At 63.6% G+C, this 20,960-nt stretch carries 24 protein-coding genes; 11 read left to right on the forward strand and 13 right to left on the reverse strand.

Annotated features, from left to right (window positions below; genetic code table 11):
- Nucleotides 1-57: 57 nt before the first annotated feature.
- The 7 genes from ASE96_RS08755 to ASE96_RS08780 form a co-directional block, all read right to left on the reverse strand.
- Nucleotides 58-1,398, reverse strand: a complete 1,341-nt coding sequence (locus ASE96_RS08755) for a hypothetical protein (RefSeq protein ID WP_235500173.1) — start codon at nucleotides 1,396-1,398, stop codon at nucleotides 58-60.
- A gap of 48 nt (nucleotides 1,399-1,446) precedes the next feature.
- A complete protein-coding gene (gene epsE / locus ASE96_RS08760; protein ID WP_235500175.1) occupies nucleotides 1,447-2,763 on the reverse strand; it encodes an exopolysaccharide biosynthesis GT4 family glycosyltransferase EpsE in 1,317 nt (438 codons plus the stop codon).
- Complete coding sequence (locus ASE96_RS08765) at nucleotides 2,760-3,614, reverse strand: hypothetical protein (protein ID WP_056428822.1); 855 nt, start codon at nucleotides 3,612-3,614, stop codon at nucleotides 2,760-2,762. The genes epsE and ASE96_RS08765 overlap by 4 nt, the downstream gene beginning before the upstream one ends.
- Nucleotides 3,602-5,017 carry an O-antigen ligase family protein gene (locus ASE96_RS08770; RefSeq protein ID WP_235500176.1) on the reverse strand — a complete coding sequence of 472 codons (1,416 nt, stop codon included), beginning with the start codon at nucleotides 5,015-5,017 and terminating at the stop codon, nucleotides 3,602-3,604. Before ASE96_RS08770 ends, ASE96_RS08765 begins: the two co-directional genes overlap by 13 nt.
- 47 nt (nucleotides 5,018-5,064) lie before the next feature.
- The gene (locus ASE96_RS18800) at nucleotides 5,065-6,228 is read right to left on the reverse strand and encodes a glycosyl transferase group 1 (RefSeq protein ID WP_082492666.1); all 1,164 of its coding nucleotides are present in this window, start codon (nucleotides 6,226-6,228) and stop codon (nucleotides 5,065-5,067) included.
- A 98-nt stretch (nucleotides 6,229-6,326) separates the two neighbouring features.
- The gene (locus tag ASE96_RS08775) at nucleotides 6,327-7,238 is read right to left on the reverse strand and encodes a DUF6492 family protein (RefSeq protein WP_235500177.1); all 912 of its coding nucleotides are present in this window, start codon (nucleotides 7,236-7,238) and stop codon (nucleotides 6,327-6,329) included.
- Nucleotides 7,239-7,662: 424 nt separating this feature from the next.
- The gene (locus ASE96_RS08780) at nucleotides 7,663-8,337 is read right to left on the reverse strand and encodes a DUF1345 domain-containing protein (RefSeq protein WP_056428832.1); all 675 of its coding nucleotides are present in this window, start codon (nucleotides 8,335-8,337) and stop codon (nucleotides 7,663-7,665) included.
- 241 nt (nucleotides 8,338-8,578) lie between these two features.
- Between ASE96_RS08780 and rpsF the strand changes: the two genes are divergently transcribed.
- The 4 genes from rpsF (at nucleotide 8,579) to rplI (ending at nucleotide 10,365) form a co-directional block, all read left to right on the forward strand.
- Nucleotides 8,579-8,884: a 30S ribosomal protein S6 gene (rpsF, locus tag ASE96_RS08785; protein WP_056428835.1), complete on the forward strand. Its 306-nt coding sequence runs from the start codon at nucleotides 8,579-8,581 to the stop codon at nucleotides 8,882-8,884.
- A 51-nt stretch (nucleotides 8,885-8,935) separates the two neighbouring features.
- Nucleotides 8,936-9,529, forward strand: coding sequence for a single-stranded DNA-binding protein (locus ASE96_RS08790; protein ID WP_024366240.1), 594 nt, complete (start codon nucleotides 8,936-8,938; stop codon nucleotides 9,527-9,529).
- Nucleotides 9,530-9,655: 126 nt separating this feature from the next.
- The gene (gene rpsR, locus ASE96_RS08795; RefSeq protein ID WP_003800144.1) at nucleotides 9,656-9,895 is read left to right on the forward strand and encodes a 30S ribosomal protein S18; all 240 of its coding nucleotides are present in this window, start codon (nucleotides 9,656-9,658) and stop codon (nucleotides 9,893-9,895) included.
- 17 nt (nucleotides 9,896-9,912) lie between these two features.
- Entirely contained in the window at nucleotides 9,913-10,365 is a 453-nt protein-coding gene (gene rplI, locus ASE96_RS08800) for a 50S ribosomal protein L9 (protein WP_056428837.1), read from the forward strand.
- A 103-nt stretch (nucleotides 10,366-10,468) separates the two neighbouring features.
- On the opposite strand, the gene ASE96_RS08805 is transcribed toward rplI, so the two are convergent.
- A complete protein-coding gene (locus tag ASE96_RS08805; RefSeq protein WP_056428840.1) occupies nucleotides 10,469-10,903 on the reverse strand; it encodes a DUF1801 domain-containing protein in 435 nt (144 codons plus the stop codon).
- Nucleotides 10,904-10,968: 65 nt separating this feature from the next.
- Here ASE96_RS08805 and ASE96_RS08810 point away from each other — a divergent pair, with 65 nt between their 5' ends.
- The 3 genes from ASE96_RS08810 (at nucleotide 10,969) to ASE96_RS08820 (ending at nucleotide 13,067) form a co-directional block, all read left to right on the forward strand.
- Nucleotides 10,969-11,829: a PhzF family phenazine biosynthesis protein gene (locus ASE96_RS08810; protein WP_056428841.1), complete on the forward strand. Its 861-nt coding sequence runs from the start codon at nucleotides 10,969-10,971 to the stop codon at nucleotides 11,827-11,829.
- A gap of 163 nt (nucleotides 11,830-11,992) precedes the next feature.
- A complete protein-coding gene (locus ASE96_RS08815) occupies nucleotides 11,993-12,619 on the forward strand; it encodes an FMN reductase (protein WP_056428845.1) in 627 nt (208 codons plus the stop codon).
- A 70-nt stretch (nucleotides 12,620-12,689) separates the two neighbouring features.
- Nucleotides 12,690-13,067: a TFIIB-type zinc ribbon-containing protein gene (locus tag ASE96_RS08820; protein ID WP_056428849.1), complete on the forward strand. Its 378-nt coding sequence runs from the start codon at nucleotides 12,690-12,692 to the stop codon at nucleotides 13,065-13,067.
- 41 nt (nucleotides 13,068-13,108) lie between these two features.
- Here ASE96_RS08820 and ASE96_RS08825 read toward each other — a convergent pair whose 3' ends face one another.
- The gene (locus ASE96_RS08825; protein ID WP_056428863.1) at nucleotides 13,109-13,681 is read right to left on the reverse strand and encodes a hypothetical protein; all 573 of its coding nucleotides are present in this window, start codon (nucleotides 13,679-13,681) and stop codon (nucleotides 13,109-13,111) included.
- 4 nt (nucleotides 13,682-13,685) lie between these two features.
- Nucleotides 13,686-14,153 (reverse strand): hypothetical protein, encoded by a 468-nt coding sequence (locus ASE96_RS08830; RefSeq protein WP_056428864.1) that lies wholly within the window; start codon nucleotides 14,151-14,153, stop codon nucleotides 13,686-13,688.
- 657 nt (nucleotides 14,154-14,810) lie between these two features.
- Here ASE96_RS08830 and dnaB point away from each other — a divergent pair.
- The gene (dnaB, locus tag ASE96_RS08835) at nucleotides 14,811-16,193 is read left to right on the forward strand and encodes a replicative DNA helicase (protein ID WP_056428865.1); all 1,383 of its coding nucleotides are present in this window, start codon (nucleotides 14,811-14,813) and stop codon (nucleotides 16,191-16,193) included.
- Here dnaB and ASE96_RS08840 read toward each other — a convergent pair.
- Nucleotides 16,190-17,176 carry an acyl-CoA thioesterase gene (locus ASE96_RS08840; protein WP_056428866.1) on the reverse strand — a complete coding sequence of 329 codons (987 nt, stop codon included), beginning with the start codon at nucleotides 17,174-17,176 and terminating at the stop codon, nucleotides 16,190-16,192. The two genes, dnaB and ASE96_RS08840, sit on opposite strands and share 4 nt — an antisense overlap.
- 173 nt (nucleotides 17,177-17,349) lie before the next feature.
- Nucleotides 17,350-17,784 carry a DoxX family protein gene (locus ASE96_RS08845; RefSeq protein WP_056428869.1) on the reverse strand — a complete coding sequence of 145 codons (435 nt, stop codon included), beginning with the start codon at nucleotides 17,782-17,784 and terminating at the stop codon, nucleotides 17,350-17,352.
- Between the two features lie 147 nt (nucleotides 17,785-17,931).
- On the opposite strand from ASE96_RS08845, the gene ASE96_RS08850 reads away from it, so the two are divergent.
- The 3 genes from ASE96_RS08850 to ASE96_RS08860 all read left to right on the forward strand — a co-directional run bounded on the left by ASE96_RS08850 (nucleotide 17,932) and on the right by ASE96_RS08860 (nucleotide 20,355).
- Nucleotides 17,932-19,287, forward strand: coding sequence for an MATE family efflux transporter (locus ASE96_RS08850; protein ID WP_056428872.1), 1,356 nt, complete (start codon nucleotides 17,932-17,934; stop codon nucleotides 19,285-19,287).
- A 42-nt stretch (nucleotides 19,288-19,329) separates the two neighbouring features.
- A complete protein-coding gene (locus ASE96_RS08855; protein WP_056428878.1) occupies nucleotides 19,330-19,923 on the forward strand; it encodes a hypothetical protein in 594 nt (197 codons plus the stop codon).
- Between the two features lie 84 nt (nucleotides 19,924-20,007).
- Nucleotides 20,008-20,355 (forward strand): hypothetical protein, encoded by a 348-nt coding sequence (locus ASE96_RS08860; protein WP_056428880.1) that lies wholly within the window; start codon nucleotides 20,008-20,010, stop codon nucleotides 20,353-20,355.
- A 10-nt stretch (nucleotides 20,356-20,365) separates the two neighbouring features.
- On the opposite strand, the gene ASE96_RS08865 is transcribed toward ASE96_RS08860, so the two are convergent.
- Nucleotides 20,366-20,908 carry a CGNR zinc finger domain-containing protein gene (locus tag ASE96_RS08865; RefSeq protein ID WP_056428882.1) on the reverse strand — a complete coding sequence of 181 codons (543 nt, stop codon included), beginning with the start codon at nucleotides 20,906-20,908 and terminating at the stop codon, nucleotides 20,366-20,368.
- Between the last annotated feature and the right edge of the window lie 52 nt (nucleotides 20,909-20,960).

Consider the following 20,960-nt stretch of genomic DNA (forward strand, 5'->3'; position numbering starts at 1 on the left):
ATTTTGCGCCTAAGGTACCGGGAGAGGCGTTCCTCGGATTTAGACCGCCCTGAAAGTCTAAAGTGTCAGCCGGTACGTGTGGTGCGAGAACTCATTCTCAAAAGTGTCACTAAAGGAATGGTCGGTGACGCGTAGAGTTCTATTCTCACCAATGACCTCGACGGTAGACCCAGTGATCTCCGGGGGAATGACGAACGTCTTGAGGCCGGGAACCTGGTGCAGACCGATGCCCGCAAAAATGTACGCAGAACCGTCATAGACCTTCAGCATTGTGTCTGTGGATTTGTTAAAGCTGAACTGATACGACTGCGTGTTCAGTACGGGGGCTAGCGACTGAATTTCGGCATTTATCTCCGCGACCCGGTCGAGTCTGGCCCGATCACACTCGACAAGTGAATAGAACCCACAAATCGAACCGTTGTTGTGCTGAAAGTAGGCTAACCCCCGTGCTTCATGGATGATGGCGGACCATACGGCCCCCTCGATTTGATCCGGCGTAATCGTTCGGGATCCGGAGTCGGTGAGTAGCGGCATCGCGGCCTCTACGAAGATCCAATTAGGATGCTGCCCGGCCGGATCCTGGTACGCGCGCATTCGATCAACCACCCAGCCATAGGAACCGGCAGACGCGGGGCTGGATTCGGCTGGCCAATGCGGAGAATGGGTCATCTGGTCATCCACGAAGGGACTGGTGTAGGCGTACTTGTCCACACTGGCCACATCCACGATTTTCATGAGTTGGACCATGCTGCCCCGGGCCCAGTACGTGTCAAGGACGCCGTTTGCGTAGTTTGCCATTGTGAAGCGGCCGTCGCCGAAGGCGTGAACGCGCTCCACTTTGCTGATCTGATCAGCGAGGTTTTCCGCTGGATTTGAACCCGTGCAGCCGATCCCCATGTCGCATTCATCTGATATGAACCAGCCAACAGCCTGGGGGTCGTCTCCCACCTCTGATTGTGTCCACTCGTCCTGCGGAAGGACGAATATGCCTTGCTTTGTAATGCTCGAAAGCGAGGAGCCGTCATGTTCCGCCCCCATGTACGTATTAATGCCCAGTGCTTTCAGCGCCGCCGCATGTTCAGGTTTTCCCATGAAAACTGATATCGGAAAGAAGCTGGGATCTGTCCAGCCGGCATCCCGGGGTTTGGGAAACTGACTCCAGTACCCAGGACCGCCCTCCCAAGGAATCCTGGCCAGACTGGGTAAGGGACCCACCAGAGCAAGCGTGGAGCTGCTTTGCTTGGCCGCAGGTTCCGGTAATGTTCCTGGCCGGAAGCCGAATAGTGCGCCGATCGCGATGGATGTGATGACGAACACCAAAACAGCGGCAGGCCCGAACTTTCGGATCTGGGGCATGGGCTGGCCCGTACGCGGATGCAGGGTTGGGTTTCTGAACATTTGAACTCCCAAGGTCTTCGGGATGAGCTGCCTGTGGTCGGTGGGCAATCAGGGGAGATCGGCGACCCGTTCCGGGGTGGTGAAAGATCTCGCAGCGGCGGCACGAGCCAGGCGGGCGAGGGTTTTCGCGCTGCCCTGATGGCTGAACGATGATTCCACTCGACGACGCCCTGCTGCGCCGAGCTTGCGGCAGAGATCCGGCTGGGATACGGCCCTGAGCATGGACGCGGCCAGCAAGTCTGGTCGGCCAGGGCGGACGAGGATGCCACTGATCCTGTCATCCACCAACTCGGGGACACCGCCGGAGTCGGTGACGACGACGGGCACCCCCATTGACATGGCTTCCATAATTGCCACTCCGAGGGGCTCGGCATGGCTGGCGAGAGCGAAGAGGTGTGCACGAACCAATTCGCTCCGGACGGACGCAGCCGGTGCTGCTCCAAGCAGCCGGACTCGAGATTCGAGGCCCAGCACCACGATCATTCGCTCAAGTTCGCGACGGTAACCCTGCCCACCCAGTTCGTCCTCACCCGCAATAACCAATTGCACATCCGTGCCGTTCTCTACCATTTCCTGCACGGCGAGTAGCAGCACGTCATGGCCTTTACTTGGATTCAGACGACCGCAGGAGAAGACTCTGAGCGGGCCGTGGCCGGGCCACGGCAAATACGAGTCGTGACGGGTGAACTCTTGGACGTCGACTCCCATCGGTGACACTTCGACTTCACACGGCAGGTCAGTTCCCAGCGCCGACTCGACGTCACGTTTCAAGCCCTCAGTGATGACTACGCCGAAAGCCGCCATGCTCCATTTCAGATTTTGGTTGTGCCCGTAGTCGCTCAGAGGACCGTGAAGAGTCAGGCTGTACGGTAATCCCGTCAGGAGATGCGCATACATAGCAATGTAGGCAGAATTGCCGCAGGAGTGCACGTGCACATGCTGCCATCGGTTCAGTCGGGCCAGACCGGCGAGTCTAGCGCCCAGCACCACCCACCCCAATTGCCGCGCGCAAACGCGGAAGCGGGTCGCAAGACTTCCTGATGTGGCCTCCCGCTGTGCTGCGCCGCGGACCGTCAGGATTAATGCGGAAAACGCCCCCGGCCGTCTTCGACGAAACCCGCTTATGGTCGTCCGGAACGCACCAATTGAGCATTCGGCCAAATAGGTTGTGACTCCCTGTGCCGTCGCCGCCCATTCTTGCGCCGCCAACTGATTCTCAGGGCTCCTGGTGGACACCACATCTGCCGAAACGTGCAGCTGGCGCAGCACATCCAGCTCCCGCCAGAAAAAGCTGTGCGTGTTCCCCGGAAATTCAGGTACAAGGTAGCCGAGCCGAAACTCGTGGATTGCTGTTCTCTCGGTCACCTCGCCAGCTCGGACATTCTCTTGCTTTCCTCTGCGCCGTTCGCAGGCGTCGCGAGCGCCTCACCGGGGGAGGGCTCGGGGTCGGGGCTCCGGAAGGGTGGCTCCATGTGGTTCGGTGCGTTCTTCGCGTCCTTCGCCAAAGGAGCCCTGAGCCTGATTCTGTTTCTTGATTCCGCCTCGATCTCCGCAACGTCTCCGAGCCCGGACTGTCGGCGAGTGCGGGTCACCGATATCGAATGGGCGATCGAGACGGCCCCGAACATGAGCACTACTCCCGCGAGGAACACCGCGATCAGTGACCGCAGCCTACTGGAGAATTGTTCCGTAGCCTTGTCGGGAGGGGCGACCATTATTGAGGAGAACAGATAGGCGTCGTCCGCGCCATTAACCTTCTGTCCGTCGTAGAGATATTTTTCGAGTGTACTTCCGAGAGCACGGGTGGTTGCGAATGACTTCTCAGGAGTTTCAGCAATTCCGGTGATGTCGACCAGGAAGCCATTGATGCCGCCAACGCCGCGGCTGACTGTATATTCCGGGCTCAGTCCCTGTTCTTTGAGTTTGTCGGCCATGGAACTGTCGTTGAGTCGGGTCAGGAGCACCTGAACGATCAACGAAGGATCCGAAGAACGCAGATATGGATTCTTATCATTCAGCTTCCCGAGTTCCGGGTTGTTGAGCAGATCCTGCTGAGTCGGTATGTCCGGATTGATCATGGCATACGTGGCGGACGTTTCGTAGGACCGGGGGGCAAACTGAAATACGTACAGCCCGGCAGCCAAAGTCAAAAGAAGAATCGGGATAGAAACGATTCGATGCCACCAAAGCGTTCTCAAAACTGCTAAGGGATCCACTGCAGTCCTCCTGGTAATTTATGACTCGAAACCATTTCTTTGCGGAGTTGGATCTGCACCCCGTCGCCAAGGCTCATAGCCTCTTTCTCTGCTCTTGCCATGACCCAAACAGCTCCACCTAGGCCAATCAGAACTGGATATGTGAGGGCAAAAACAGGGAACGACAGGGAATCGAATGTTAGGGAACAAATCCCGGCGACGAGCCCACCGGCTCCGACAGCACCTGCCAAGGACTTCAACTGCGGGTTCCGGGACGACCGAGCGGCCAAAATGCCGGAAATGCCGGGAACAATCAGATAAATCGCAACCGCAAATAGACCAACGAGGCCGAGCGTTACCGCCGCATTCAAGTACTCGTTGTCAAGGATGTGGATTGCAGAATCAGGCTCATAATTGCCAGGCCCCGCGCCAAAGAGCGGACGCTGGGCCACCATCGCTTCGACCCGGGGGTAGTTGTTTGTTCGGGTAGAAATGGACGGGTCCGAACTTGAGGATGTCACTGTTCCAGTTAGCGTGCTTACAAGTCCGGGAACACCCAAAAAGAGGCCGGCAAGGGCGACTGGCGACGCGATAAGGGCCCATATACGCGGAACGGCGGGGAGGAACGGTATGAACACGGCCAGCCCAACCACAAGGCCAAGGACTCCGGAACGCGAGACGGTTGATGCGATGGCAAATATCAAAAGCGACGTGCCTAATAGCCTAAAACCGATCCAACGGCCCTGGTCATAGATCGCACGCCATATGGACAACGGCAGAAGCATGGCGGACACTACGGCCAGTTCGATCGAGTGGAAAGTGCTGCCTGCAACGCGCAGTAGCGCACCCCTTGATTGGAACGGTGTGTCCCCGCCGTTGTACGTGAAGCCGGGCATTGCGTACTGGAACCACTCCATGGGGTTTATCCCGAAAGCGAACTGGGCCAGTGCAACGAGGCAGCAAAAAAACGCACCGGCCAGAAGGGCTCGGATGAATACCATGGCATCAGAAAGCGTTCGGACGACCTCGCCGACGACGAGCACTATGCCTGCGCTGGCCATCAACAGGATCAACCATCGGTCTGCGGAGGCACGCGCCATTTCGGTACTTCCCCCCGTGATTCCCGCGTACAAGGCAGCGTAGGAAGCGCAAGTCGCCACGAACAACGCCGCAAGCGCTACGCGTCCGGGATGCCGGACCTTTATCGGGTTATGGAGCCCAAAGAGGACCGAAAAGATCCAGAGGAGAAAAACGAGAACCGCCAGCATCATCGGCACGGTGCCGGCCGCACCAACCGGTTTGAACACCATGGACGACGGAAAAAAGAAGATGCAGAATGCCATGGCGCGCAGAAGGAACGGTACTTTCTGCCTCTTCAACCTATCGACCGGAGGGGACGCCGCCGAGGTGGAGTTGCCTGCCACAGAGCGACTTTCCCTCTCGGATTGCTGTGGTTGCATCCGATGCCGGCTCATGGGGCCGCCTCCGCTGTTGGGGGCAGCGCAAACTCGTTAGCCGGCGTGCGACAGATCCGCTCAATTTCCTGAGAAACAAGAACTGACGGTAGGCGCCATGTCCGCCGGACGGATTCTGCCAGGTGCCGGGCCCTGCCTTCGATGTCCGCCGCGGAAACAGCTTCCGAAAGTCCATGTGCGATTCCAGCAGGAGTGGCCGGCACCCAGATGGCTGCCGTCGTGGATAGATCGGCTCTGGGGAATGGATGATCGTTCATCACAGGCACGTTGCCGGCGGCCATCAGTTCTTCGGCAACCAGAGAAATATTGGTGAAGGAGAGGGCAACGCTGGCAATCGTCCGGTTGTACAAAGCGTTGAGCTCGGACGGCCTTAAGGATCCATGATTCGTGACGGGGATGTTCCAGTCCGACACGGTGTCTCCGAAGATGTGAATTTCCTGGTCTGGGTGCTGAAGATGAAATATCTCTAATGCAAGCTTCGCCAGCAGATATCCACGACGGTCCACGCTTCGCTTGGCATAGTAGACAATGCCGGCGCGGGGTGCCGAATCACGGCGGAGAAGCTTGTATGTACTCGTATCGCATCCGAAGGGAACCGTTGCATCTGCTGTGATACCCAATTCGCTCTGAAGCCTGGATGCGACCATTTCGCCGAGCGCTATATTGGTAAACCCGAATCGGTACGTGTCTTCAGCCAAGGCGTAGAGGGCACCGCGGGGATAGAAATACGGTTCATAGTCCTGGATGAAATAAAAGCAGTTAACTGCGGAGGGGGCCCTCCTTGCCACGACGTGGGCAGTGCCCCAGGAGCTGGCAACAAGGGCATGCATGCCACCAATTGCTCCAGTCGCGCTGCGGATTCCAGCCCTGATATTAGGCCAATACCGCCGAATCACCGGCTCATGGCGGGCAACGTCATCCGAGTTCCGGTCATATAGCAGCAGTGTGCATTCGTGACCCCGCTGCTCCGCTTCTTCGACCATGCGGAAGAGCGTCGTGTGGCCGCCGGATCCCGGGCCCGGAGGCGAGCACACCCAGCCGATCCGAAGTGACGCGTCTGGAGTTCGCGAAGGGTGAGGGGGGCGCATCCCGCTGGAATCAACAAGGTCCTCGATGCGTACGGGCAGCTCCGCACGCAAAAAGTCGTAGCGCTGGTCCATCTTCAGCGCCATACGCCGCAAAAGCGCCGGGGCAAATCCCGCCGGGCCAGTGGACTGAATGCGCTGCCAAAAGTGGGCAGGAGACCGATGTGACGGGATCAAGATATACCTCTAGGGGTGCTATCCCGGCCCGCCGCTAAATAATCTGCGAAGCCAGCGAGTGCTTGCGTCCGGTGCTCATGGGTGACACCTGATTTGGCTGAAATCATGACCGATAAGACATCCGCGGGGGCTCCATGGAGCATCCGGGTGATTTCCGCTCCGTTCAATGGCACTTCATCGGAGTAGTTGACGCTCTTCATGCGTGACGTCGCGGCGGGCGGGCCCCCTTGTACTTCGTCTACGTACGTCCCGTAGAGCATCATCTCCGAGAAGTGGAGCTGGGAGCCTATTGCGGACTGCCAAGGCCGGCCGCTGACGTCTTCAACCCGCTTAAGCGTGGCGCGGACGATTTCTGGATCCCAGACGCAGGGCCAGCAGATGTAGTCCGTCAAGGTCCCGGTTTCAGGGGGGTCCAACCCCAGGAGGGCCCTTGCTGATTCGAGCCACACACGGTGCCGGGGCAGTCCGGAATGGATCGCTCCCGGGTTCCGGTACATTTCCAGCAGGCCATCCTTCCGGAAGGACTCAATGTCCGTCGGCGCGACCATCACCATGTCGGAATCAACGAGGAGCACGGCGTCGGCCTTCAGGGTGGCTGACGCAGACAACTTAATCAATTGTTGGGCTATCCAGCCCCTGACGGGTGGCCACGGATGCGAACGGTTGATCCACAAATTGACGCCGGGCGCCTTCCACATCGAACTCGGCAGGAATTCGCCAGCCTCGTGGATTTCGGTCCTACTGTTCAAGAGCATTCGGAACAAAGGAATGTCCTGCCCTGGAACGACTATGTGATGGATGACGTTTTCGGGCATCCAGCGAAGGACCGAGCGATTGAGTTCCCGGCACAGTTCGGCGTCTGGCCCATAGCTGGGTGTCAGGACGGCGAGTTCTGGTTTAGATCCCATGGCTTCTCCGACGACCCCAGCGAACGCACGCCGCGACATTCCGGGAGTTGGACCGGCCCCGGCCGGGAAGTTGCTGGGTGCGTTCCGTCGCCGTGTTTTGGCTGGAAAAATCCATGGGCCCCCCATTCAATCGCTAGGAAAACGGTTGAGTCAGGGTTATGTAAGTCGTCGGCTTGAAGACACTTCCGCCCCGACCTACTAATCTGCCGCCCCGAGTACGCTCGGGGTTGGAGCGAAACCCTGACCAAATGGCTGTGCTTTTGCAAATATAGGCTGGGCGTCTGCCGGGGGACTAGGCCGCATGGATAGTCGAGTAGGGCAGTGACTGAAGTCGAGTAGTTTGCCCGCCCAGTACTCGTTTTTCGTCCCGGAACCTCCAACACCGGTCTCCGGCACAAGGGGGCACGGTCACCCCTACGCCGTCCTAGAAGGCCAGGCTGATCACGAGGCTGATCGTCGTCGCGAGGATGACGGTCCCAAAGAGGTAGGAAAGCAAGCTGTGCTTGAGCGCCTCCGCCCGGATGCCGTGGCTCTGCAGGGCGGTGTCCGAGACCTGGTAGGTCATGCCGAGGCTCGTGGCGAGATAGGCGAAGTCGGTGTACTGCGGAGGCCCTTCCTGATTGAAATCGACGCCGCCCACCGCCGTCCCGGCTTTCCCGCCCGTGCCGTAGTACAACTCGGCGTACCGCAGCGTGAACAGCGTCTGCACCAGCATCCACGACAGGGCGACCGATGCCAGCGCCAACAGGCCGCCGCCAAAGCGGGACCCGCCGCCGCTGGAATGGGTATCGACGACGACGGCGGCCACCGCGCCGAGGCTGGCGACGTTGGCCGCCAGGATCAAGAGGTCCGTTGTACCGCGGGACGGGTCCTCCGCCGTGGCGTGCGCCCGGGTTTCGGCGGGGTTGAAGCGGCCGATCGCCAGCCAGACCCACGCGACGTAGGTCAGCGCCGCGACTCCCCAGCCGACGGCGGGCGCCGCCACCCAGTACCCGTTCAGTGCCGTGACCGCGGCCGCGGCGGCCCCCGCGGTGAGCATCACCGCAAAACGCAGCCGGCTGCGGCGCACGGGCCGGGCGGGCGGTAATCCGGTGGTCATTCCCCGATCATGGCACAGCGTTGTCCACATGGAGGTCCTCTTCGCTTCCGGCTCTCCGGCATCTGTGCCTACGCTGGCAGGGCGTGGAATCGTGGAATACGGCCCCGATGCACTATGCTATTGAAGTCTGTGCTGCGCCCTGCCCCCGTTCCTGGGGGTGATGCGGGCACACGGCACCGCAAATGAACCTCCTGTTACGGAAATGCCGTAACCGCTTAGCCCAAAGGAGGTGGGTTCACATATGCGTCCTTACGAATTGATGGTAATCATCGACCCCGAGGTCGAAGAGCGTACCGTTGAGCCAACGCTTCAGAAGTTCCTGAACGTCATCACGACCGATGGTGGAACCATCGAAAAGGTTGACATCTGGGGCCGTCGTCGCCTGGCTTACGAAATCCAGAAGAAGTCTGAAGGTATCTACGCCGTGGTGAACTTCACCGCTGAGCCGGCTACCGCCAAGGAACTTGACCGCCAGCTGAGCCTCAATGAGACCATCATGCGCACCAAGATCACCCGCCCCGAAGAGCAGAAGGTTGTTGCTGAGTAATCAGCCGCACCTCATTCTTTAACCCCGCAGGAACGAACAAGGAGGCAGTAGATGGCAGGCGAAACCACTATTACGGTCATCGGTAATCTCACCAATGACCCCGAACTGAGGTTCACACCGTCAGGTTCGGCAGTAGCGAATTTCACCATCGCGTCTACTCCCCGCACCTTCGACCGCCAGTCCAATGAGTGGAAGGACGGGGAAACCCTGTTCCTCCGCGCGTCGGTATGGCGTGAAGCCGCCGAGAACGTCGCCGAATCCCTGACCAAGGGCATGCGCGTGATCGTTTCGGGCCGGCTGAAGAGCCGTTCCTACGAAACCAAAGAAGGCGAGAAGCGCACCGTTATCGAGCTTGAGGTCGATGAAATTGGCCCCAGCCTGCGCTACGCCAACGCCAAGGTCAACCGCACCCAGCGCTCCGGCGGTGGGGGTGCCGGCAACGGCGCCCAGGGTGGCTTCGGCGGCGGCAACAGCGGCGGCGGCTTCGGCGGCGGCTCTGGTGGAAACCAGGGCGGCGGCAACTCGGGCGGAACCTGGGGCGGCAACCAGCCCGCACAGCAGCAGGATGACCCCTGGGCCACGCCCGGTGTCAGCAATGCAGGCGGCGGCTGGGGCAACGGCCCGGATTCCGAACCTCCCTTCTAAACAACATCTAAGGTTCGACGTCGGAACCCGCCGGAACGCCACAAGGCGGACGGGCGCTGACCGGCGTCGGATCACCACCATCCCGTGGATCAATATCCACGGGCTCCATCGAATAGGAGCTCCACGATGGCTAAGGCTGAACTCCGTAAGCCCAAACCAAAGTCCAACCCCTTGAAGGCCGCTGACATCACTGTCATCGACTACAAGGACGTAGCATTGCTGCGCAAGTTCATCTCCGACCGCGGAAAGATCCGCGCCCGTCGCGTCACTGGCGTCACGGTGCAGGAACAGCGCAAGATCGCCCAGGCAATCAAGAACGCCCGCGAAGTTGCTCTGCTGCCTTACTCCGGCGCTGGCCGCGGCTAAGGAAGGGATTAACTAACATGGCAAAGCTCATTCTGACCCACGAAGTAACCGGTCTCGGTGCTGCAGGCGATGTTGTCGAGGTCAAGGACGGTTACGCACGTAACTACCTGCTGCCCCGCAACTTCGCTCTGACCTGGTCCAAGGGTGGCGAGAAGCAGGTTGAGTCCATCAAGGCTGCCCGCGCCGCCCGCGAGCACGCTTCCCTGGAAGACGCTCAGAAGCAGGCCGCTGCACTCTCCGCAAAGCCGGTCAAGCTCGTTGTCAAGGCTGGCGAGACCGGACGCCTGTTCGGCACCGTCAAGCAGGGCGACGTGGCCGACGCTGTTGAGGCCGCTGGCCTTGGCCGCATCGACAAGCGCAAGGTGGAACTGCCGGCGCACATCAAGTCGGTTGGTTCCTACCAGGCCAACGTCCGCCTCCACGCTGACGTTGCCGCTGTGATCGATCTCGACGTAGTCGCAGGCAAGTAGCCCTCACCGGCTCTGCAGTCCTGAACTGCTGGAAGGCCCCCGCCTTCGGATTCCCCTGAGGAACCGGACGCGGGGGCCTTCTGCGTTATCCCAGACGGGACGCTCAGCCGTGGTGCAGAACCGTCCTGACATGCCGGTACCCCTCCCGGATCAGCTCGGCGAGGACCGCCACGTCGATGTCATCGAGCTTGGTGACATAGAGGCAGCCCGCGCCGGTCTTGTGCTTCCCCAGCCGGCCAAGGAGTTCCGCCGCCTCGGGACCATAGGTCAGTCCGTACAGCGACAGGCTGGCCTTCCGCGGTGAGAACCCGACGGCGGGAGCATCGCCTTCGCGCCCGGTCCCGTACTTGTAGTGGTACTCGCCGAAGCCCACTATCGTCGGGCCCCACATCGCGGCCTGCTGCCCCGTGATCCCGGACATCAGGTCCAGCAACCGGAGCCCGTCCTCCCTGCGGACGGGATGCTCGACGGCGGCGAGGAACTCCTCGACGGACGCGCCGGTTGCCACGGTCTTGTTTTGGGTCTTGTTCACGGCCATGGGGGCAGTCTCGCAGACCGCGCCACCCTTGTCAGCCGCAACGGCGTGGGTGGTAGCCTGCTGCGGTGACCCGGAACCCTGCGCCTGCGCCCCGTCTGCGTCCCTTCGGGCAGGTGGACGTTTTCTCTGCCGAGCCCTACCGCGGGAATCCGCTGGCTGTCGTCGTCGATGCCGAGGGTCTCCCGGCGGACGTCATGCAGCAGTTTGCCAACTGGACCAACCTCGCCGAGACCACTTTCTTGCTGCCGCCCACCGACCCTGCGGCCGATTACCGGGTCCGGATCTTCACCGGCAGCGAAGAGTTCCCCTTTGCCGGCCACCCCACCCTCGGCTCGGCGCACGCCTGGCTCGAGGCCGGCGGCATCCCCCGGCAGGACGGCGTGCTGGTCCAGGAGTGCGGCGCCGGGCTGGTCAGGGTCAAGGGCGACGGCGGCCGGCTTGCCTTCGCGGCGCCGCCGCTGACCCGGTCGGGACCGGTGTCCGAGGCGGAGCTGTCCCAAGTGGCCGCCGGACTGGGCATGTCGCGGGAAGCGCTCCTGGACGCGTCGTGGCTGGTCAACGGGCCGAACTGGATCGGCGTGCTGCTGGAGTCGGCGGAGGCAGTCCTGTCCATTAGACCCGACTATGCGGCGATGGCCGGACTCAAGGTCGGCGTGATCGGTCCCTACCCTGCCGGATCCGGGGTCGGCTTCGAAGTGCGCACCTTCATTCCGGGCGACGCCGCGGCGGAAGACCCCGTCACCGGCAGTTTCAACGCCGGCGCGGCCCAGTGGCTGATCCGCAGCGGCCGCGCCCCGGAATCCTACGTCGCGGCGCAGGGAACGGCGCTGGGCCGGGCGGGACGGATCCATGTCGACGCCGTGGGGGACGACATCTGGGTCGGTGGCAGCTCGGTGAGCTGCATCGAAGGCTTTGTCCTGCTCTGACCCCCAGATGCCCTATCCCTTACGGTTGCCATTCCGGCGTCAGAGGGACCAAAAGTGATAGGGCAACGGAGGCGGGAATAAACGGCGCAGTGCACTCCTTTTACAGGTACATGCAAACGCATGCATCAGGGCTCAGGCCCCCGCCTCACATCAGGAGCACTCCGTGGAAACCCGCCGTATCACCGTTCTTTCCGCCGGACTCGGCGTCCCGTCGTCGAGCCGCCTGCTGGCGGACCAGCTGGCTGCCTCTGTGGAGCGCCAGCTCGCCGCGGCCGGATACGCCGTCCACATCGAGACAGTGGAACTGCGGGACCTGGCGGTGGATATCGCGAACAACTTCGTGACGGGCTATGCGGCGCCTACGCTGGCCGGGGTGATCTCCGGAGTCGAGGCGTCGGACGGCATCATTGCCGTCAGCCCCGTTTTCAGCGCCTCCTACAGCGGACTTTTCAAATCGTTTATCGACGTCCTGGACCCCAAATCGCTGGAGGGGAAGGCAGTGCTGCTCGGCGCCACTGCCGGCACGGACCGGCACCAGATGGTCCTGGACTTCGCCATGCGCCCTCTGTTCACGTACCTCCGCACCCGCACCGCCAACACCGCAGTCTTTGCCGGTCCGCAAGACTGGGGCAGCAACGACGATGGCGGCTCAGCCCTTTCGACCCGGATCGAGCGGGCGGCGGGGGAGTTTGCCGGCCTGCTGCAGGGCGCGCAGCCGCAACGGAAGTCGGCGGCACAGGCGTCGCTGCCGTTCGAACAGTTGCTCGCCGGCATTTCCGGCCGGCCCTAGGGTTTCCGGCCGGCCCAAGTATCGCCGGCCGCCGGCGAACCATTATGCACGCCCGGTCGTTGTGCGGGACATGAAATGTCCTGTGGATTCAATTGACCTGATCATGAGCGAACGCAGTGGCGTCGAGATCGATTACTGCCCCCAGTGCCGCGGCGTCTGGCTGGACCGGGGCGAGCTGGACAAAATCCTGGACCGCGCTGCGGAGACCATGGCCCCGGTGCCCCCGGCTCCACCGGCGCCTATGCCTCCGACGACGCCCGGCCACATCCCGCCCCCGCTCTACAACCTGGACCCGCGCAGGGATGACCGGCGTACGGATGACCGCCGCGACGATGACCGACGGTACGACGAGCGCCGGGACCGTCCGCGCTTCGACCAGCCGCGATATGACGACCGCCGCCGTCCGAAGAAGAAGGAAGGCTGGCTCGGGGAACTGTTCGACTTCTAACCCCCGCGGGGCCGGTTCTGCCGTCGGGTCAGCCTTCGGGCTCAGTCCTCGAGAAGGGCGATGAATTCCCGGGCCTGTTTGATGGAAATGTCCGAGTGGCGCGTGAGGGCCTCAGCAGCGGCTTCGGTGTCGCCGCTTCTGGCGAGGGTGCGGATCCTGCCGTAGATCTCATCGTTGAGCATGTTGCTGCTGACCTCGCGTGTCACATCGCCCTTGCTGGCGATCGCCCGGTAGCGGTACGCGAACCGCTGCGGCGCGTCGTCGTCGTCCTCTACGGGTGCCGGCTCCGCGGGCTCGGGCCGGAAGGGCTGCGGGTGGGCCGCCAGGGCCCCCACGGCGTCACGGGAGGCCCTCAGGCCGTCTCCTGTGGCCTCAAAGTACAGTTTGATGGCGGCCATGGCCTGCCCTTGGGCGATCAGCGCATAGAGGCGCCGGTGCTGCTCCTGGTTGAGCTTAGCCGCAGAGGTCCGGGCTAGCTCAACTGGATCCTTTCCTGGCTGAGGGGCGGCCTCCGGCCGGGTCCGGGAGCCGCGGTGGCCGAGGGTGCGGGCTCCCACGAGGACGCCGGCAGCGACGAGCGCCAGAATAAGGAGGGGGACAAGCAGGGATTCCATGAAACTACAGCCGATCTACAAAATTCTTGGCGGTCAAAAGATCTGAATGGGTTGCCTGCCGCAGCAGTTTGATGGCCTGGAGCTTCTTGCCGTTCCGGGCCAGCGACTGGAGTTGCAGGGCGAACTGGGGATTGAGCTGGCCTCCCGGCAGGACGGGGCCCTGGTAGCCGGGTTGCCCGACGGCGGGTGCTGATCCGGTCTGGGCGCGCAGCGCCTGACGGGCGTGGTCCGCCTGCTGCGACTGCTGCTGTTCGTTCTGGCTGGGCCGGGTGACGGCGTCCACGCGGGCACGGGCGGCGGTGGCGGCCTGGACCTGGGCGGCGTAGTGGGCCTGCGACCGGACCGCCAGTTCTTGCTGGTAGCGTTCCGCATCGGACACGCCGAAGTCGCGCGGCTTGAGGGCCGTGGTAAATGCCCAAAGGACCGCCGCCAGTATAAGGGCAGGCAGTATGACCAGCAATACATCGCCCATGTGAAGAGCTTATGCCAGATCGCAGTTATCCACAGCACATTCTGCGATTGGCATACAGTGCGCCGCCGGGAACCGGCCTTTGCCGCCCACGACACCCTCCGGCGGAATCTCCGTGAGGACCATCACTTAATGTGCATATTTCCGGTCATGTGTGGCCTCATATGCCGCCCGGTATCCCCAGCCACAGACCTGGGTCTGTGGATGAGCGGCAGCGAACATTCTTTTGTGTCCACACGGTGAACACGGTGTTTCCGCAGGTCAGGGCCGAATGGCGGCCGCAACATTTTTTCTATCCACAGCTGTTCACACAGGCTGTGCACAAGCAGGGGGCAGTAGTGCACAGCTTATCCACAGGGGTGGCGGCCAGTCGGGTTGGTGACTGCCGGATCGGGCGATACCGTTGCTGGATATCGAGCCTTGGATACCGAAATCCGGTGCCGGCTGCACGACGCGTTCTTTCCAACCGGCCCGTTGGGGGCCGGACCCCGGGCTGTGGAAAACCGGCAGAGCCGGAGGGCGGCAAAGTGTCGGAGCCGGCTGATACTACTTAACCGTCGGGCCCACGCCGGCGTCGACGCTGCCGGGCACCAAGGCCCGGAGGACACCCGTCGCCGGCGCACGGATTTTCGCCGCGGCACACAATGGAGGACGGCAGTTTTGTCAGTTACGCATCTGGACTCAGTCGAGGGGACCCGGGGAGCCGAGGGCAGCCGCAAGCCGCCGCAGGACATTCCCGCCGAACAGTCCGTCCTGGGCGGCATGATGCTGTCCAAGGACGCCATTGCCGACGTCGTCGAGATCCTGCGGGGCGTCGACTTCTACCGTCCTGCGCACGAGACGATCTACGAAGCGATCATCGACCTCTACGGCCGCGGTGAACCTGCCGACGCCGTGACCGTGTCGGATGAACTGACCAAGCGGGGCGAGATCAACCGGGTGGGCGGCCCCGCCTACCTTCACGAGCTCATCCAGACCGTTCCCACGGCCGCCAACGCCGGCTACTACGCCGAAATCGTGGGTGAGCGCGCGGTGTTGCGCCGCCTGGTCAATGCCGGCACCAAGATCGTCCAACTCGGCTACGGCCAGGACGGCGAGGTTGAAGACCTGGTCAACCAGGCCCAGGCGGAGATCTATGCCGTGGCGGAGCGCCGCACCGCAGAGGACTACGTTGTCCTCAAGGACGTGATGGAGTCCACCGTGGACGAAATCGAAGCGTCCGGCCACCGCGAGGAGGGAATGACCGGCGTTCCCACGGGCTTCTACGAACTCGATGAGCTCACGCATGGCCTGCACCCCGGCCAGATGATCGTCATCGCGGCCCGCCCCGCCGTCGGTAAGTCCACCTTCGCCCTGGACTTCGCCCGCTCGGCGGCCATCAAGAACAACCTCGCCACCGTGATGTTCTCACTCGAAATGGGCCGGAACGAGATCGCGATGCGCCTGCTGTCCGCCGAGGCCACGATCGGCCTCCAGGACCTGCGCAAAGGCACCATCAAGGATGAGCAGTGGTCCAAGATCGCCACCACGATGGGCCGGATGAATGAGGCCCCGCTCTTCATCGACGACAGCCCCAACATGTCCCTGATGGAAATCCGGGCCAAGTGCCGCCGGCTGAAGCAGCAGCATGATCTCAAGCTCGTCATCCTGGACTACCTCCAGCTGATGAGCTCCGGCAAGAAGGTGGAGTCCCGCCAGCAGGAAGTCTCCGAGTTCTCCCGTGCGCTGAAGCTGCTGGCCAAGGAACTGCAGGTCCCCGTCATTGCCCTGTCACAGCTGAACCGTGGCTCCGAGCAGCGCCAGGACAAGCGGCCCATGGTCTCGGACCTGCGTGAATCCGGTTCCATTGAGCAGGATGCCGACATGGTCATCCTGCTGCACCGCGAGGACGTCTACGACAAGGAATCGCCGCGTGCCGGCGAGGCGGACATCCTGATCGCCAAGCACCGTAACGGCCCCACGAAGGACATTGTGGTCGCCTTCCAGGGCCACTACTCGCGGTTCGCCAACATGGCTGCCGACGCCGGGGGCGGCGGCTTCTAGCTGCCCGGCCCAGGCGCCGCCGGCCCCAGCAGGTGGTTGGGCAGCCGGTTTCCCGGTGCCCGGCCCCGGATCTCCAGCAGTTCGCGGGCATGGGCGTGCAGCCGCTTGTCCTCCTCGGACACCGGCACCCATTGCGGGATCGGGACGGACGTGCCGTGCTCGTCGCGTGCCACCATCACGGTCAAGCAGTAGGTGGTGAGCTCCAGTTCGCGTCCCTTGGGGTCTCCCGAGCGGACATGGACAGCGATGTGCATGCCCTTCGTCCCGGTGTAGACCAGCCGCGCTTCCACTTCCACCACGTGGCCGATCAGCAGCGGCCGGTAGAAGCGCACTCCACCGGAAAAGACGGCCACCGTGTCCATCCCGCAGTACCGGGAGGCGCAGACGTAGGCTGCTTCGTCGATCCATTTCATGACGATGCCGCCGTGCACCTTGCCGCCCCAGTTCACATCGGTGGGTGCGGCCACAAAGCGCAGGACCACATTCTCGGCGGTCCCGGCGCCGGTGTATTCCTGTCCGCTCATCGCCTGGACGATGTCTTCGCGGACTTTGATCCGCGCCAGGGCATGGTCGCGCTGTTCGATTTCATCAGGCGTCACGGGCACAAACTGCGGCACGGGGATCGGCTTGCCGTCCTCGCCCACAGCCACGAAAATCACCATGCACTGGCTGCGCATCGTGGCCGCGCCGCCCTTCGGATCGCCCGAGGACAACACGGTCCGGATGTGCATGGAGGACCGGCCCGTGTAGACAATCGTCGCTTCCACTTCAACCATGTCCCCGCTGTTGACCGGATCCGCGAAGTGGATGTTCCCCACGTAGGCCGTCACGCAATAGGACTTGGCCCAGCCCACCGCGGCGGCGTAGGCAGCCTTGTCCACCCATTCGAGGACCGTGCCAGCATCAACCGAACCGCTGTGGCCGACGTCGGTGGGGGCTGCAAGGAAGCGCAGGGTCACGGAGTTGGCGGCGTTGTCACTCATGGTCAAAGTTTACTGACCGGCCGGGTTTGCGGCGCGGAGGGGGACACAATCGCGCACCGGAACGCCATAAGCGGCGCGCCGTCGCGGCATACCGTACCGGGCAGGTACAACGGCGGGCGGCCACCCGGAGGTGACCGCCCGCCGCCGTGCGCCGCAAGGCGCCGGGGACTCCCTTAGGCCAGGACGCTCAGCTTGGATCCGCTGCGGCCGAAGAGGGCCCTGTCCACGGAGACCTTGCCCGCACCGACGAAGGTCAGGGCCAGGGCGGCGGCAGCCAGGATCAGCACGAGTTCGTAGCCGCCCGTTGCAGCAAAAATGCCGGCCGGGGCATGGACCAGGAACAGGGCGCCGAGCATGTTCACCGCGAGCAGGGCAGCGAACACGCGGGTGAGCACGCCGACGATCAGTGCGACGCCGCCGACGAGTTCGAGGGTGGCGATCACCGGGGCGGCGACGTTGGCGGCGGGGACGCCCATCTGGGCGAACGCGGCCTGCGTGCCGGCAATCGTGAACTCATTGAATTTCTGCCAGCCGTGCGCGGCGAAAAGGAATCCCGTGACGATACGCAGGATCGTGCGGGCCGAGGTGGTGAGTGTGGGCTGGTTCATGGGGGTGCCGTTCTGACGCAGGAAGAGTGGCAGCTGGAGACCGCCACGGATTTAGTTGAAGATTCAACTTCTAGTGTTCCGGCACTTACTTGAAAAGTCAACTAATGCGAAGCCGTACGACGCTCGCCGTGCCGTTAGGGTGGTTTCGTGTCCGTTTCCGCCCCCACTCCCGCCACGCTCCCGTCTGCGGCAGGCCGCCGGCGGGAGATCCTGCGTCTGGCGGTGCCCGCTTTCGGTGCGCTAATCGCCGAACCGCTGTTCCTGCTCGCGGATGCGGCGATTGTCGGGCATCTCGGGGTCGCGCAGCTCGCGGGTGTCGGGTTGGCGTCGGCGGTACTCCACACGGTGGTGGGGCTGATGGTATTCCTCGCTTACTCCACCACTCCCGCCGTGGCGCGGGCGATCGGCAACGGCCAGCTGCCCAGGGCCCTCGCGGCCGGGCGGGACGGCGTCTGGCTGGCCCTGCTGCTCGGCGTGGTCCTGGCGACCGCCGGCTTCCTGGCTGCCGAACCACTCGTCGACCTCATGGGTGCCAGCGCCGAGGTGCGGGCCTTCGCCGTGGACTACCTGCGCTGGTCGATGCCCGGACTCGTCGCGATGCTGCTCATCTTCGCGGGCACCGGCGTGCTGCGCGGCCTGCAGGACACACGCACGCCGCTCCTTGTAGCGGCCGCCGGCTTCACCCTGAACGTCGCGCTGAACCTCTTCCTGGTCTACGGGCTGCAGTGGTCCGTCGCCGGCTCGGCGATCGGCACCAGCATCGCCCAATGGGCCATGGCGCTGGTCTACGTGGTGATGGTCGGGCGCAATGCCCGCCGCCACGGAGTGGCCCTGCTGCCGGACTGGCGCGGCGTCCGGTCCCTGAGCAAATTGGGCTCGTGGCTGATGCTGCGGACGCTCAGCCTGCGCATTGCGATTCTCGCCACGGTGGTGGTGGTCACGACCCAAGGGCCGGTCAACCTGGCCGCCCACCAGCTCGCTATGACGGTCTTCACGTTCCTGGCGTTCGCCCTCGATGCCCTCGCGATTGCCGCCCAGGCGCTGATCGGCAAGGAACTCGGTGCCTCCCGCCCGTCCGGGGCGCGGGAGCTCACCGGAACCATGGTCCGCTGGGGCCTCGGCTTTGGTGCGATCACAGGACTCCTGCTGGCGGTCGCGGCACCGTGGGCGGGGCGGCTCTTCACGTCCGACGCCGGCGTCCAGGCTGCGCTCACGCTGGCCTTGTGGGTGCTCGCGGCCGGGCAGCCGATTGCCGGCTATGTCTTTGTCTTGGACGGCGTGCTGATTGGTGCGGGGGATGCCAAGTACCTGGCGATTGCCGGCGTCGTGAACCTCGCCGTGTATCTGCCGCTGCTGCTGGCCGTGGGACAGTCCGGTGCCGGCGGCGGTGCGGGCCTGCTCTGGTTGTGGGCGGCGTTCTCCCTGGGATATATGACGGCCCGGGCCGTCACGCTGGGCCTCCGCGCCCGGACGGACCGGTGGATGGTGCTCGGCTCGCACTGAGCACCGGCGCGCACGCGGGCGGCTTCGCACTAAACTGGACCGGTGACTCTCCACGCAGCCCCTGACGCCTCCGCCGCCCTGCCCGCCGCGGCCGATCTTTGGAAGCCGGTGCTGGTCCGGGCCGCCGTCGCGCTCGGCTTCGGCGCCGTGACAGTGTTCTGGGCGGCGCCATCCGCGGAGGGCATGGGCTGGGCCGGCGGCCTCTACCTGCTTGCCACCGGCGTGGTGCTGCTCTGGAGCGTGAACAAGACCGGCCTCCGGCCCGGGTCGCCAGCCAGCAAGATGCTTTCCGCCGCTGGCGCCGTGCTGACCGGAACCGGCGCCGCCGTCGGCCTCCTTCCGAGCAGTCTGGTCTTCGGAGTGCTGGCAGCCGTGGGCCTTGGCCTCGCCGGCGCTGCAGAGCTCTACCTCGGCATCACCCACCGCGGCCGGTCCGTGCTGGCCCGTGACTGGATGGCCTCCGGCGCCGTGGGGCTGGGCACTGCTGGCCTGCTGCCGTTCTTCATCGACCTCGGTCCGCACGCGCTGCTTGGCGTCGCGGGCGGCGGTGCCATCATCAGCGGCGTGCTCTGGACGCTGGCGGGGCTGACCTTGCGGCATGATGCGCGGGCCGATTCCGCGGAGGCCGTAAACTAGTAGAGACAGGTTCTACCTTGCGTAGAACGATTGCGGGAACACAACGGCCACGCCTGGCGGCGTCGGCTGCAGGAGGAAAGCACCTTGGCACAGCAGAAATCTGGAGAACCGCGCAACCTGCGGACCTCGGTCAAGGGCCCACTGATGTTCTCCGCTTTCTGGGCTGTGGTGGCTTTCGTTGCCACCCTCATTTTCGCCTCCGGCGGCACGGCCAAGACACCCCGCTTTGATCTGGCCTTCATTGCCGCGGGCATCGCCTTCATCGTGATTCTGGTGGTACTCGCCATGCTGTCGATGGGCCACAAGCCCAACGCTGAACATCTCGGCAAGGGCTCCGGCGTCAACCTGAGCTCGCGGAACTCCGGCCACGGTGGCCACCCGGCCACCCGGCCGGAAGCCGGCGCCCCGGACGCCCCCGGCGACCGCAGCTAGAGTCTTCCGCTCAGGACGCGGCTTTCCGGGCCCGGTACGCTGCCACGTGCGCGCGGTTGGCGCAGTTGCCCGTGTCGCAGTAGCGCTTGGAGCGGTTCCGGCTGAGGTCCAGCACGACGGCGTCGCAGTCGTCCGCGGCGCACACCAGCATGCGGTCCATCTCCTTGCTGCGGATGACGTCCACCAGGGCCATCGCGGCTTCGGTGCTCATCCGGTCCGCCAGCGGCGCTTCCGGCGTGGTGGCGTGCAGATGCCAGTCCCACTGATCATGTTTGACCAGCTGGGGGAGTGCCCGTGCCTGCCTCAGCAGCCTGTTCACTGTGTCCACCGCGGCGGATTCATCCGCGAGCCACAGGGCGGCGAGCTCGGCGCGGAGACGGTGCACGCTGGCCAGCTCGGCCGCGTCCCGGGTCCGCGAGCCGGTGAATCCCTCCGCTTCGAGGAACCGGTCCAGGTCCAGCTCCGTGGCCAGCTGTTCGTCCCCGTTGGCCGCGGAGTTGATCAGGTTGACCACGGACCGCAGCGCCACCTCTGTGTCAGGGGCAAAAGGCATCTTGACTCCTTACGTCGGCGTGGCGTACTGTCATGAGCATAACCCTACTTTA

The organism is Arthrobacter sp. Leaf69 (assembly GCF_001422645.1).
In the GTDB taxonomy this organism is placed as follows: domain Bacteria; phylum Actinomycetota; class Actinomycetes; order Actinomycetales; family Micrococcaceae; genus Arthrobacter.